Genomic DNA, 14,188 nt, shown 5'->3' on the forward strand with positions numbered 1-14,188 from the left:
AATTAGCATTTTTTTATTCTTAACGTCTAATCTAGCTGCTTTTAAACCGCAACTGATCTAATTTTAAACGTTAAGAATAAAAAAACGCCAATTTATAAAGTTAATATAAATAATTAGCCACCAACGGGGCTCCTTTTGCTTTTTTTCTCGCTTGGTAAATTTCTTAAATGTTTATAGCTAAAGGTTAGTTGCAGTTTAAGATACAATACAGTATGATTTAACTAACCAAAAAGTGGAGATATTAACATGAAAAATTTATGTAGTGAAACTGGATTACAGTTTCAGCTATTTGTATGACATCAAGGAGAAAGAGATGGATAAAAAAACCAGAGTAGAATTAGACAGCTTAGGGGAAATAAAAGTACCAGGTGAACATTATTGGGGAGCGCAAACACAGCGTTCTTTGGAAAATTTTAAAATTGGCACGGAAAAGATGCCAGAGCCTATAATTGAAGCGTTAGCAATAGTAAAACTTGCAGCAGCACATGTGAATATGAAGCATAGTGCTATAGATGAAAAAGTAGGAAGTGCAATCTGCACAACTGCACAGGAGGTAATAGACGGCAAATTTAACGACGAATTTCCACTTGTCGTGTGGCAAACTGGATCTGGAACTCAAACCAACATGAACATGAATGAAGTGATCAGCAATCGCGCAATAGAAATTTTGAGCGGTGATTTGGGCAGCAAGTCTCCAGTACACCCAAACGACCATGTGAATTTTGGCCAGTCATCAAATGACACTTTTCCAACAGCAATGCACATAGCAGCAGCAAAGCAGATAAATTGTTCTCTCACTCCAAGTCTTGAAGTGCTACATAAGGCATTGAATGATAAGGTTCAGGAATTTAAAAATATAATAAAAGTAGGGCGTACTCATTTGCAAGACGCAACGCCTCTGACACTGGGACAGGAGTTTTCTGGCTATGCAGTTCAAATTAAAAAGGGAATAGAAAGAATAAAATCAGCTCTGAACAATGTGTATGAGCTTGCACAAGGTGGCACTGCGGTTGGTACGGGACTCAATACTAAAAAAGGCTTTGCTGAAGATTTTGCTAAAGAAGTGGCAGAAATTACCAATCTTCCATTTATTTCAGCAAAAAATAAATTTGAAGCATTAGCAGCAAATGATGCTCTGGTTGAGCTAAGTGGAGCACTCAATACAGTAGCGGTCAGTTTAATGAAAATTGCAAATGATATAAGGTTGCTTGGTTCTGGTCCAAGATGCGGAATTGGAGAAATAATATTGCCAGAAAACGAGCCAGGTTCTTCAATTATGCCAGGTAAAGTGAATCCAACTCAATGTGAGGCAGTAACTATGGTATGTGCTCAAGTTATGGGAAATCATGTTACTGTAACCATCAGTGGTTCAAACGGCCATTTTGAACTAAACGTGTTTAAGCCAGTAATAATTTACAATGTTTTACAGTCTATAAGACTTTTAGCTGACGCAAGTTTAAATTTCACAGAAAAATGTGTGATTGGCATTAAGGCAAATGAAAAGAGAATAAAAGATCTGCTGAATCAGTCATTAATGTTGGTCACTATATTAAATACGCATATAGGATATGACAATGCAGCAAAAATAGCCAAACTTGCTTACAAAGAAAATATCACCCTAAAAGAAGCGGCATTGAAGCTTGAGCTGCTCATTGAAAAAGAGTTTGAAAGAATAGTAAAACTAGAAGAAATGGTAAATTTATAAATCACTAGTTTTATTACCAATGTTTAAAGCAGTTTCCTTTATCTCCTTTATTCTCTCGTCTGCTAACATTTTTAATTTCTCACCGTATCTGTAATAATTTCGCTTTATAGTGCACGGTTCATCTGCAGAACGATGATCCAATTTAGGGTAATATTCGTAATCGCAATTTTCTTTGATGCCCTCAGTGCTTGTAAATGATGCTAAGAGTGGAAACGAAGCTAATAGTAAAGTAAGTGCAAGGCTTTTCATACTGAATATTTAAGCTAAATTGCATTATAAATCTATTAATAGTGAAAGAAGAAAAACCGATCAATAGATCTCTTGAACAACCTGCTTTCTGATTTAGCGCCAAAACTTGCTTTCACTCCTCAAATTTTCCCGTTTTTGTAAACGTTTATTGTTTTGCATTCCAATCTTGTTCAAATATTACAAGCCCCTGGTCGGTAAGTGGATGGTTAAGTAATTGTCTAAGTATTTTCGCTGGCACAGTAATTGAATCAGCACCAAGCCTTGCGGCTTCTACTACATGCGTTGGACTTCTTACCGATGCAACAAGAACTTTGGTATCAAAGTCGTAATTAGAATATATAGTGCATATATCTTCTATTAGTGACAAGCCATCATAGCTTATATCATCAAGGCGACCAACAAAAGGGGAAATAAAACAAGCACCGGCCTTAGCGGCAAGCAGTGCTTGTCCAGGAGAAAAACATAATGTGATGTTAACAGGTATTTTATGTTCTGTCCACAACTTTTTACAAGAAATTAATCCTTCATGTGTAAGAGGCAGTTTGATTACGATATTGCTAGCGATTTTCGCTAACTTAAGACCTTCTTTGATCATATCTTCATGGTTATCCGCAACAACTTCTACACTAACAGGCCCTTCTATAATAGAGCATATCTCACTTATTAAATCTTCATATTTATCTTTACGCCCAGATTTTGCTATCAAAGAAGGATTGGTTGTTATGCCATCAATGAACTCTTTTAGTTCTTTAATTTCATTTAAATCAACGCTATCAAGAAAAATTTCCATACTAACCTCTCATAAAAAAAATATCTTTGCAAAATCTTGCCATTAAACTCCTTGCATACCATTGTTTACATGAAAAACCAGTAGCCCACCCTTTAGTGTCATTCCAGCGCGTGACGCACAACTGTACGAACATTGTGATTTGTAGGTAATTTGCGTAGCAGACATTGTCATTCCAGTGCGTGACACTGGAATCCAGTTTTTTGTTAATTTCATCGAAAATGTTGTGTAGTGCGCTTGTTTACGATCAATTTTTCTGGATCCCAGTGTCTGGGCACTGGGATGACACCCGCCTGGTAGTCTCAAACCACAATGCTTGTACAGTTGTGCACGTGACACTGGAATCCAGAAAAAAAAGAAAACAGGTTCCAGCGTCATGCACTGGAATGATAGGGGGTAATGCAAGAAACCTATTGGTTTGCGAAATAGATCCCAGTGTCGGAGCACTGGGATGACACCTTGGAGTTTCTGGAATAACGAAAAAAGAGCATTTGGAGCAACAATTTTACAGCCATTTGAATGATAATTGATTTTTTGCCTAAAGCAGCTAAGAAAGATGTTTCTCATTAAGATAACTTAAACATATACCAATTCTTTTGCTCTTCAACGATTCCTCATCATGAATTACATGATCAAAAATCTGAACTTGGTTCGTCATAATGCTACAATTGTTATCTGCAACTTCCAACACACCATTATCAACCACAACTTTTTCTTTTTTTTGGTTACTCATTTTAACAGTAATTATACCAGGCAATAAATAAATTAGGTAAGGAGAATGGTGAGCTAAAACCATAAGCTCCCCTTCAAGCCCATTTATTGAAAGAGAAGTCACTTTATTGAATGAAATTTGATTATCAGGAGAAAAAAGTTGTACTTTAAAGGTATTCATAATCTTTAATTTTTAGCTCCAACTTTAGTTTCAGCCTCTATTAATTCAGCCTTTTGTATTGCTTCGTCTATATTTCCCACCATATAAAAGGCAGCTTCTGGCAAGTGATCATACTTGCCTTCAACAATCCCTTTAAAGCTAGAAACAGTATCGGAAAGTGAAACGAATTTGCCAGGCATGCCAGTAAATGCCTCTGCAACGTGAAAAGGTTGAGAAAGAAACTTCTGAATTTTACGAGCCCTATTAACAACAATTTTATCCTCATCAGATAGTTCATCCATACCAAGTATTACAATAATATCTTGCAGTGATTTATAAGTTTGGAATATACGCTTCACCTCAGAAGCCACCTTATAATGCTCTTCACCAATGATTTCAGCAGACAAAGACTGAGAAGTTGAATCAAGTGGATCAACAGCAGGGTATATCCCCATTTCAGCTATTTGCCTTGATAACACTGTGGTTGCATCAAGGTGAGAAAACGTAGTTGCAGGAGCTGGATCAGTCAAATCATCCGCAGGAACATATATAGCTTGCACAGAAGTAATGGAACCTGAAGTAGTTGAAGCTATTCTCTCTTGCATTGCACCCATATCGGTTGCAAGGGTTGGCTGATAACCAACAGCTGAAGGTATTCTTCCAAGTAAAGCAGAAACTTCAGAACCAGCTTGTGTAAAACGGAAGATATTATCCACAAAAAATAAAACATCTTGGTTTTCACGATCACGAAAATACTCTGCCATAGTTAAAGCTGTTAAAGCAACCCTAGCCCTTGCCCCGGGAGGCTCATTCATCTGACCATAAACCAAAACAGCTTGAGATTTTTCATGCTCATTTATGTCTATTACATTTGAAGTGATCATCTCGTGATAAAGGTCATTACCTTCACGTGTTCTCTCTCCTACTCCGGCAAACACAGAAAATCCTTTATGAGCTTTTGCTATATTGTTAATCAATTCCATTATCAGAACTGTTTTACCAACACCAGCTCCACCAAATAAACCAATTTTTCCTCCTTTAAGGTAAGGTGCAAGAAGATCTATAACTTTTATTCCTGTAACTAAAACTTCTTCCTGTATCCTCTGCTCAGTAAAACTTGGAGGCGCTCTGTGTATAGGTTCTAAATCATACTTTCCTTTCAGCGGACCACACTCATCTATAAGCTCTCCTACAACATTAAAGATTCTCCCTAAAGTTGAACGTCCAACCGGAATTGATATTGGTGCACCTGTATCAACAAATTCATCATCTCTTGATACACCATCTGTGCTATCCATAGCAATACAACGGACTATATTGTCACCTATATGCTGTGAAACTTCTAAAACCAGCTCCTTGCCCTTATATTTTAGTTTGCTTTTTAAAGCATTAAATATTTTAGGTAGCTCGCCTTCAAATTTTAAATCAACAACTGCTTGAGTTACCTTAACCGTTCTACCTATATTCATTTCTTTACTTTTATCACCTAACACTACAATTTTATAAAAAAGTTCCCAAAGAACTCCTAAAGAAAATAAATCTTATATTATTAATAGAAATTTTGCAACAACATTTGCTAATTACGCTTTATTATGAAAAGTGCAAACGCATTTAAGAGCCAAGTAATAATAAATAACACTAAACTAAGTGCATAAGCAGCAAGAGTTTGTACACTACTAAAATCCTGGTCTCCGGTAAGTAATGTAGCAATCTGTACAGTAATAGTAGTAACTGAATTGAGAGGATTAAAAGCCAAGTTTGAGTTGATTCCCACAGCCATCAGCACAATCATTGTTTCACCTATCGCTCTCGAAATTGACAACAAGATTGCACTTAAAATTGTCGGCATTGCATAAGGTATTGTTATATGCCATATAGTTTCTGCTGGAGTGGCTCCCAATGCCATAAAGCCATAGCGTAAGCTCTTTGGAACAGACCTGACTGCGTCTTCCAATAAAGAAATAATAAGAGGAAGAATCATTATCCCTATCGATAAACCAGCAACTAAGGCACTCTCTGAGTGTATATTCAAACCAAAAAAACTTGCTATCTGTTTCACAGAAGAGGATAAAAATACAACTGAGAAATATCCATACACGACTGTGGGAATAGCAGATAAAACTTGCAAAGTTGTATTAACAATGTAACGCACTTTCCCACTCGCATATTCACTAATATATATTGCAGAAAACAAACCAAGCGGAACAGCAACCAGCATTGCTACAATAGTTATAACCAACGTGCCAACCAAAAGCGGGGTTATACCGAAACATCCTATTTTTTCTCCATTGATAGTTACAACATTATGGCTCCATTTCAAGCAAAGCAAGAATTCTGAAATAGCTACTTCTTTAAAAAAATTAACAGATTGGGTAAGAATAGATAACATTATAAATAAAGTGATAAAAAACGATATGGCTAGAGCCACAAACAGTGAAAATTTGATTATCTTATTTCTTTTGCTTTTAAATATAAAAGCAAACACGAAAAAAAGTAACGCTATAGAAATGGAAGTTATAAAACAATTGTTACAGATTATTAATAACCAAGTTAACATCCATATACAACTGAGATATAAATAAGATTTAACCTTATCCACTTGCTTAAAGCAAAATAAAAGAATTAGTAGCGTAGGTATAGAAAGAATTATTGCCAACGAATTCATCTATCGAATCTTATTTTACGAGAATACAACTTTAAGATTATCAAAATATAATGCAACCATCATTTGACAATAAAGTAAAATAAATTAAAATAACTAATTATATTTATAAAAACAATGAAGAGAACATTTCAACCGAAAAATTTGATAAGAAAGCGCAGGCACGGCTTCCGCTCACGTATGACAACAAGGGCTGGAAGGAAAATTCTCAATAGGCGTCGCTCATTAGGATGCAAAAAACTATGTGCATAATTAAGTTATCGAGCATAAAAAAAAAGAGTTTTCATTTGCTTTTAAAAATAAGCTAGCAACTGGTAGTCTTTTTTATCGTGGGCTCTACATATCGTTATATGCCATAAAAGAGAAAGAGCCCGAAAAGTATATTTACACTATTAGAATAGGTCTAGTTATCAGTAAAAAAGCTGGAAAAGCAGCAAAAAGAAACAAAATCAAAAGACGATTACGGGCACTTGCCAGATTCATCATTCTAAATATAAATAACGTAGGATACTATTACATAATATTGACTCATAGAAATATTATGCAAGCAAGTTATAAAAACTTACAGAAAGATCTAACTATTTGCCTAAAAAAAATCTCAATTAAGGTATTTACAACTATATTATTTATGATAACATAGGTAAAATTTTTAAAAATAGTTAACGGGTGTGGTGAATGATAGAGCACATAAATGAAGTAAATAATATAAGCTTTGGTGAGATGTATAAGCCCTTATTTCCCTCTAGAGAAAAAGGAACACGGATAGATTGGGAATCAGCATTTCTTCAACAAGAAGTATTATTAAAGAGTGTGAAGAATAATGCAATATTACCAGAGATCAGTCATTCCCCTTCAAAAGGAAATCAACTAGGAAAAGTAGGAACAATGTTAGATGATATAGAAAACGATAAACATATAAGGAAGAAAAGGCAACGCAGCTAAAGTAAAGATTTAAAAAACAATAGCAAAATAAGGGAATTAAAATAAAAGTACGCTTGCCACTTAATTGATAAAGAAATTTTTATAAACTTGGCAGGAACCTACTCTCCCTTTGCAAGTACCATCAGCGCTAAAAAGTTTCACTTCCGAGTTCGAGATGGAATCGGGTGTTTCATTTTTGCTATAGCCACCAAGTTAATAAAAATCTCTAATTCAATAAATTCAATTTAATATTTAACACTGCATATGCACACATAGAAAGCAAATAAATCAATCAAGCTATTAGTACTAGTTAGCTTCACATGTTACCATGCTTCCACACCTAGCCTATCAACGTGGTAGTCTTCCACGGCCTTAATTGGGAAATCTTTTTGAAGAGGGTTTCTTGCTTATATGCTTTCAGCAATTATCCCATCTATACATAGCTACCCAGCAATGCTATTGGCATAACAGCTGGTACACCAGAGGTATATCCATCTCGGTCCTCTCGTACTAGAGTTAGATCTTCTCAAATTTCCTTCACCCACGGCAGATAGAAACCGAACTGTCTCACGACGTTCTAAACCCAACTCACGTATCACTTTAATCGGCGAACAGCCGAACCCTTGGGACCTTCTCCAGCCCCAGGATGTGATGAGTCGACATCGAGGTGCCAAACGGTGTCGTCGATATGAACTCTTGAACACCATCAGCCTGTTATCCCCGGCGTACCTTTTATCCGTTGAGCGATGACCCTTCCATACAGAATCACCGGATCACTATGACCGACTTTCGTCTCTGCTTGGCTTGTCAGCCTCGCAGTCAGGCAAGCTTATGCCATTATACTATCAAGCTGATTTCCGACCAGCTTTAGCTTACCTTCGCACGCCTCCGTTACTTTTTAGGAGGCGACCGCCCCAGTCAAACTACCCACCATACAATGTCCTAGTTCCAGATAATGAAACATAGTTAGGTATCAAAAATGTAAAGGGTGGTATCTCAAGGTTGACTCCATTACAGCTAGCGCCATAACTTCAAAGTCTCCCACCTATCCTGCACATTACATTTTTAATAACAATGTAAAGCTATAGTAAAGGTGCACGGGGTCTCTTCGTCTAACCGCGGGTACCCCGCATCTGCACGGGGAATTCAATTTCGCTGAATTGATGTTGGAGACAGTGGAGAAATCGTTACGCCATTCGTGCGGGTCGGAACTTACCCGACAAGGAATTTCGCTACCTTAGGACCGTCAGTGTTACGGCCGCCGTTTACTGGGGCTTCAATTTAGAGCTCGCACCCCTCTTATTAACCTTCCAGCACCGGGCAGGCGTCAGACCCTATACTTCCACTTACGTGTTTGCAGAGTCCTGTGTTTTTAGTAAACAGTCGCTACTCCCTATTCTGTGCCACCTACTAATAGTTGCCTAAAAGCAGGTTACCCTTCTTCCGAAGTTACAGGTACAATTTGCCGAGTTCCTTCAACATCATTCTTTCAACACCTTAGTATACTCTACTCATCCACCAGTGTCGGTTTACGGTACGGTCTCATGAATATAAGTGCTATTTCCTGGAGCTTCTTTTAAGCATAGGTCAATCCAATCAGACCTATACAAATACAAAACCCGTCACACTTAAGAGGTTCAGGAATATTAACCTGATTGCCATCGACTACTCCTTTACGGACTCGCCTTAGGAACCGACTAACCCTACGCAGATTAACTTAACGTAGGAACCCTTAGATTTTTGGTGAGAGTGTTTTTCACACTCTTTTACGCTACTTATGTCAGCATTCTCACTTCTGATATCTCCAGCAGTTTTCACAAACTACCTTCACAGACTTACAGAACGCTCCGCTACCGCACCTATTGATCGGAATCAATAAGCACTCACATCTTCGGTATACAGCTTTAGCCCCGGTACATTTTCAGCGCAGAAAAACTTATTTAGACAAGTGAGCTGTTACGCTTTCTTTAAAGGATGGCTGCTTCCAAGCCAACCTCCTAGCTGTAATGGTTTTTCTACTTCCTTCCCCACTTAGCTGTAATTTTGGGACCTTAAATAGTGATCTGGGTTGTTTCCCTTTTCACCACGGACTTAGCACCCGCAGTGTGTCTGTTGTATAATTAATTATTGGTATTCGGAGTTTAGTTAGATTTGGTAAGACGGTGAGTCCCCCTAGTCTATCCAGTGCTCTACCCCCAACAACATACATACAACGCTCTACCTAAATAGATTTCGCGGAGAACCAGCTATTTCCAAGTTTGATTGGCCTTTCACCCCTAATCACAACTCATCCAATAATGTTGCAACATTAACTGGTTCGATCCTCCAGTGTGTTTTACCACACCTTCAATCTGGCCATGACTAGATCACTTGGTTTCGGGTCTAATCCATAAAACTAAAACGCCTTATTCAGACTCGCTTTCGCTATGCCTACACCTAACGGCTTAAGCTTGCTCTATAGATTAACTCGCTGACCCATTATGCAAAAGGTACGCTGTCACTCTAATGTAAACCAGCTACAAGATTGCTCTTGTAGCAAAAACATAGAGCTCCAACTGTTTGTAAGCACTCGATTTCAGATTCTATTTCACTCCCCTCCCGGGGTTCTTTTCACCTTTCCCTCACGGTACTTGTTCACTATTGGTCGCTAAGGAGTATTTAGGCTTGGAGGATGGTCCCCCCATATTCAAACAGGATTTCACGTGTCCCGCTCTACTCGAGGATTTAAAAACTTTCTACTTATACAGGACTATCACCTTCTATGGTTACTCTTTCCAGAGTATTCTAATTCTTATTCTTAAACCACTAGCCTTTTCCGCTTCCGCTCGTCACTACTAACAGAATCTCAGTTGATTTCTTTTCCTTTGGTTACTTAGATATTTCAGTTCACCAAGTTTGCTTTGCATATTGATTTAATATGCAATAACTAGCTTAACTAGCTGGGTTTCCCCATTCGGAAATCTGCGGATCAAAACCTGTTGACAATTCCCCGCAGCTTATCGCAGCCTGCCACGTCCTTCATCGCCTCTTAACGCCAAGGCATCCATCAAGTGCTCTTAATAATTTATTTACTCGACTATATGCAGAATATGCAGAGTTAAATATTATTGAAATTGAATTGAGATTAAATTAATCTCTACCATAAAACTTGTCAAACATCTAAAAATCAAATTAACTTCTTACATGTTAGAAACTAATAAGCAATATGTCAACGCTTTTTTACACAAAATATTTACTTACATTAGCAACAATAATAATATACTTGTAATCCTAAGTAGGTAAAATTTATAATTTAAGTGAGTGTTAAAGCAGAATTATATGCAATTAAAGATCAATGAAAAAAATATTCCATAATATAAAATGCTTTAAAAATCAGGTCTACTCAAAAATGATAGTAAGCACCAAGGGTATCTAAAATATGAAAGGCAATTTATCCTTTATAAGTGTTATTTTAAGTTTTATTCGCAAGTTAATCGGTATGTTTAATATTAAGAAGACCAAACAATTCGCTGTAAATCAATACAATAATCTCTATAGAGAAGCAACAGCACTTTTCGAAAAGTCCAAAAACCTATTAAACACCAACATTGAAATTGGTTTATATCACTTCTATAAAGGTCACATACCAGATGCAAAGCTAAGATTTTGGTTGATCAGCATATTCTACTCCAATTTATCCGTAATTTGGTACAACATTGGAAGGTGTCATTTTGCAATGGGAAATATTAATAAAGCTCATACCTATTTAACAAAGACACTAAAACTAGACAGTAACTATGAAGAAGCTTCTTACTACATAAACAAAATGACAAACCCAGCATCGATCACAAAATTGCCCAAAAATCTCATAAAACAGTATTTTGATTACACTGGCGAGTATTTTGTTGAGCATTGGTTAATTGCTAAACAATACAGAGGACATGAACTTGTGCACATGGTAATTACAGAAATCTTTAATAACTCCACTTCTGCACTCAACATACTTGATCTTGGTTGTGGAACTGGGATATGTGGTCATTTTTTAAAAATACACAATACTGGAAATTGCATAACAGGAGTTGACATTTCAAACAGAATGCTAAACATTGCCAGAGGATGCTTTATAAAAGGTAAACCTGTTTATAATGAGTTAATACACATGGAAATGACAGATTTCCTTACACAAGAAAGAAATTATTTGTATGATGTCATTATTTTTGCCGAAGTGTTACATTATCTACATGACTTCCGAGCAGAATTGGAACTAGCAAAAGGATTTATGAGCAAAAAAGGAGCAATCATATGCTTAATAAGAAGAAAGGAAGGTGAGGGTATTGACTTTGTAAATAAAGGAGATTACTTTTGCCACTCAGAAAGTTATGTCCAACACGTTGCAAAAGAAATAAATATGCAAATAAGTTATATGAGTTACTGTAAAATATATGGAAGTCAGGTTAATGGTATCTTGTTCGCGCTACAGCATCCACAAAAAAACCGAAGAGCCCAGCTTAAAGATCACTATTGCTCAAAGCAGTATCTATATACAATGAAATAAAAGAGGAATTTATGAGTAGTATCACTATTAATCACGAAAAAAACGGTAAATTAACCAATTTTGGAAAAGCAGTTCTATCGGATAGGTATCTGATAGAAAATGAAAGTTATCAAGATCTTTTCATACGCATTGCCAGCTATTATTCTGACAATAAAGAGCATGCGCAGCGTCTTTATGATTACATGAGCAACTTGTGGTTCATGCCTTCAACACCAATACTTAGCAATGGTGGTACCAAAAGAGGGTTGCCTATCTCTTGTTTTCTCAACGAAACTGAAGACAGCTTGCAGGGAATAGTTGATTTATGGAACGAAAATGTTTGGCTTGCTGCACGTGGAGGAGGCATAGGTAGTTACTGGGGAAATCTACGTTCAATTGGTGAAAGTGTAAAGGGCAGCGGTAAAACATCTGGAATTGTGCCATTTATTGTGGTGCAAAATGCTCTAACGCTTGCAATCAGTCAAGGGTCCTTAAGAAGAGGAAGTTCAGCAGTTTATCTTCCTGTATCCCATCCAGAGATAGAAGAGTTTCTCGATATACGCAAGCCAACGGGGGGTGATCCAAATCGTAAAGCATTAAATATACATCATGCCGTGATAGTAAATGATAAATTCATGCAAGCTGTTGAGAATGATAGAGAATGGGATTTAATTAGTCCTCACAATAACAAAGTTATCTCAACCGTCAAGGCGCGTGATATATGGATCAAAATATTAACAGCAAGAATTGAAACTGGAGAACCTTACATTATTTTTCTTGATGCAACGAATAATAATAAGCCAGAGTCTTACAAAAAACTCAATCTAGACATCAAAATGTCAAATCTGTGCAGTGAAATCACTTTAACTACAGGTTATGATCATTTAAACAAATCGCGCACTGCTGTGTGTTGTCTATCATCAGTGAATCTTGAATACTACGAAGAATGGAAAGACAATGAACTCTTCATAGAAGATATAATGCGTTTTCTTGACAATGTATTAGAGGATTTCATAAATAAAGCACCAGATGAAATACAGCGAGCAAAATATTCTGCAACAAGAGAGCGTAGTATCGGTCTTGGTGTTATGGGCTTTCACTCATTTTTACAAAGTAAAATGGTTCCTTTTGAATCAGTAACAGCACAACAGTGGAATAAAAAAATATTTAAGTATTTACGTGAGCAGGCAGATATGGTTTCTAAAAAATTAGCAGAGGAAAAGGGAGCATGCCTTGACGCTAAAGAAATCAATCTAATGGAAAGATTTACACATAAGCTTGCTATTGCCCCAACTGCCTCAATTTCTATTATTGCAGGCAATACTTCCCCTGGAATAGAACCATATGCAGCAAACGTATTCACACAAAAGACACTAACAGGTTCATTTGTAGTGCGAAACAAATTCTTACAAAAGCTATTGGCAGAAAAAAATCAAGACAATGATAAGATATGGTCCTCAATTTCAACAAATGAAGGTTCCGTGCAACACTTAGATTTCCTTAGCGAACATGAAAGATTGACATTCAAAACAGCGTATGAGCTTGATCAAAGATGGATTATAGAACACGCAAGCGATAGAACACCTTACATTTGCCAATCTCAATCAGTAAACTTGTTTCTACCTGCTAACGTACATAAACGTTACTTGCACAAAATACACATGCTTGCTTGGAAAAAAGGCCTAAAAAGTTTATATTACTGTAGATCACAGTCAATGCAAAGGGCCGACAAAGTTTCGCACGACATATTTAAAAAAAATGAAATATTGCAGCAAAAAACAGATATCGATTATGATGAGTGTTTGTCATGTCAGTAGATGCTACATAGAGATCCTTATGAATTTCTAAAATCTATTCCAAAAGACAAATGCATAATATGTCTTGACATGGGAGAAAAGCGAATAGGCATAGCATTCAGTGATAAAACGCAGCTCATAGCCACAGCTCACAGTGTGTACCACAGAAAAAACATAAGTAAAGATTTAGGTTATTTAAACAGGATGTTCAAAGAAAATGAAGCCGGGTCAATAGTAATAGGGCTACCACTGGAAATAGAGAAGCAAAAAAGTGAGTGGTGTGAAACCATAATCCAATTCGCAAACAAAATGATAAAAAAATGTAAGGCAAGTATATATTTACAAGATGAAAGCTTGTCAACGTTCATTGCAGCCCATACACTAAAGATTACCGGAGTATCAATCACAAAATCGAAAAAAATAGACGATAAAATTGCTGCATGTATTATCTTACAGCGAGCATTAGACAAGATAAATACAATTAAATAGTTTCTTTTCAGCACGTAACTGTATGAACTTATACCATAAAAGTGAAGATATGAGGAGTTTTATTCAAAAACAAAACAATTTGCTTGATAAAATTGATATTTAGGCTCTGTGAACAAAATTTTAGAGAAGCCATATGAGAGAACCAACGAAGTTTAAAAAACCCATAAAAACCTCAGCAGTCTTGTCAAATTGAGA

The 14,188-nt window shown here is 36.5% G+C and carries 13 protein-coding genes, 2 rRNA genes and 1 pseudogene; 8 read left to right on the forward strand and 8 right to left on the reverse strand.

The window, feature by feature from the left end:
• The first annotated feature begins 313 nt into the window (after positions 1-313).
• Positions 314-1,705: a class II fumarate hydratase gene (fumC, locus tag GO685_RS00565; protein ID WP_175937099.1), complete on the forward strand. Its 1,392-nt coding sequence runs from the start codon at positions 314-316 to the stop codon at positions 1,703-1,705.
• Here the strand turns inward: fumC and GO685_RS00570 are convergent.
• From GO685_RS00570 to GO685_RS05910, 3 genes and pseudogenes are all read right to left on the reverse strand, one after another.
• Entirely contained in the window at positions 1,700-1,954 is a 255-nt protein-coding gene (locus GO685_RS00570) for a hypothetical protein (protein ID WP_175937100.1), read from the reverse strand. The genes fumC and GO685_RS00570 overlap by 6 nt on opposite strands.
• Before the next feature lie 145 nt (positions 1,955-2,099).
• A complete protein-coding gene (gene fsa, locus GO685_RS00575; RefSeq protein WP_175937101.1) occupies positions 2,100-2,744 on the reverse strand; it encodes a fructose-6-phosphate aldolase in 645 nt (214 codons plus the stop codon).
• A gap of 96 nt (positions 2,745-2,840) precedes the next feature.
• Positions 2,841-3,022 (reverse strand): annotated as a pseudogene (locus tag GO685_RS05910) (WPE palindromic element domain-containing protein); the annotation flags it as partial.
• Here GO685_RS05910 and GO685_RS00585 point away from each other — a divergent pair.
• The gene (locus GO685_RS00585) at positions 3,008-3,196 is read left to right on the forward strand and encodes a hypothetical protein (RefSeq protein ID WP_175937102.1); all 189 of its coding nucleotides are present in this window, start codon (positions 3,008-3,010) and stop codon (positions 3,194-3,196) included. The pseudogene GO685_RS05910 and the gene GO685_RS00585 sit on opposite strands and share 15 nt — an antisense overlap.
• Before the next feature lie 92 nt (positions 3,197-3,288).
• Here the strand turns inward: GO685_RS00585 and GO685_RS00590 are convergent, their stop codons facing one another.
• The 3 genes from GO685_RS00590 to pstC form a co-directional block, all read right to left on the reverse strand.
• A complete protein-coding gene (locus GO685_RS00590; protein WP_175937103.1) occupies positions 3,289-3,633 on the reverse strand; it encodes a F0F1 ATP synthase subunit epsilon in 345 nt (114 codons plus the stop codon).
• A gap of 5 nt (positions 3,634-3,638) precedes the next feature.
• Complete coding sequence (gene atpD / locus GO685_RS00595; RefSeq protein ID WP_175937110.1) at positions 3,639-5,081, reverse strand: F0F1 ATP synthase subunit beta; 1,443 nt, start codon at positions 5,079-5,081, stop codon at positions 3,639-3,641.
• Positions 5,082-5,188: 107 nt separating this feature from the next.
• Positions 5,189-6,277, reverse strand: a complete 1,089-nt coding sequence (gene pstC / locus GO685_RS00600) for a phosphate ABC transporter permease subunit PstC (RefSeq protein ID WP_175937104.1) — start codon at positions 6,275-6,277, stop codon at positions 5,189-5,191.
• Positions 6,278-6,391: 114 nt separating this feature from the next.
• On the opposite strand from pstC, the gene rpmH reads away from it, so the two are divergent.
• From rpmH to GO685_RS00615, 3 genes are read left to right on the forward strand one after another with little or no spacing between them, the layout of a single operon-like run.
• Positions 6,392-6,526 (forward strand): 50S ribosomal protein L34, encoded by a 135-nt coding sequence (rpmH, locus tag GO685_RS00605; RefSeq protein WP_175937105.1) that lies wholly within the window; start codon positions 6,392-6,394, stop codon positions 6,524-6,526.
• Between the two features lie 7 nt (positions 6,527-6,533).
• The gene (gene rnpA, locus GO685_RS05485) at positions 6,534-6,914 is read left to right on the forward strand and encodes a ribonuclease P protein component (protein WP_175937111.1); all 381 of its coding nucleotides are present in this window, start codon (positions 6,534-6,536) and stop codon (positions 6,912-6,914) included.
• 35 nt (positions 6,915-6,949) lie between these two features.
• A complete protein-coding gene (locus GO685_RS00615) occupies positions 6,950-7,216 on the forward strand; it encodes a hypothetical protein (RefSeq protein ID WP_175937106.1) in 267 nt (88 codons plus the stop codon).
• Between the two features lie 85 nt (positions 7,217-7,301).
• Here GO685_RS00615 and rrf read toward each other — a convergent pair.
• Together rrf and GO685_RS00625 are read right to left on the reverse strand one after the other, a co-directional pair.
• Positions 7,302-7,408 (reverse strand): 5S ribosomal RNA (gene rrf, locus GO685_RS00620).
• Positions 7,409-7,474: 66 nt separating this feature from the next.
• A 23S ribosomal RNA gene (locus tag GO685_RS00625) occupies positions 7,475-10,265 on the reverse strand.
• 348 nt (positions 10,266-10,613) lie between these two features.
• Here GO685_RS00625 and GO685_RS00630 point away from each other — a divergent pair.
• From GO685_RS00630 to ruvX, 3 genes are read left to right on the forward strand one after another with little or no spacing between them, the layout of a single operon-like run.
• A complete protein-coding gene (locus GO685_RS00630; protein WP_175937107.1) occupies positions 10,614-11,729 on the forward strand; it encodes a methyltransferase in 1,116 nt (371 codons plus the stop codon).
• An 11-nt stretch (positions 11,730-11,740) separates the two neighbouring features.
• Complete coding sequence (locus GO685_RS00635) at positions 11,741-13,525, forward strand: ribonucleoside-diphosphate reductase subunit alpha (RefSeq protein ID WP_175937108.1); 1,785 nt, start codon at positions 11,741-11,743, stop codon at positions 13,523-13,525.
• Positions 13,526-13,993 (forward strand): Holliday junction resolvase RuvX, encoded by a 468-nt coding sequence (gene ruvX / locus GO685_RS00640; RefSeq protein WP_175937109.1) that lies wholly within the window; start codon positions 13,526-13,528, stop codon positions 13,991-13,993.
• Positions 13,994-14,188 lie beyond the last annotated feature (195 nt).

This window comes from Wolbachia endosymbiont of Madathamugadia hiepei (assembly GCF_013366855.1).
GTDB lineage: Bacteria > Pseudomonadota > Alphaproteobacteria > Rickettsiales > Anaplasmataceae > Wolbachia.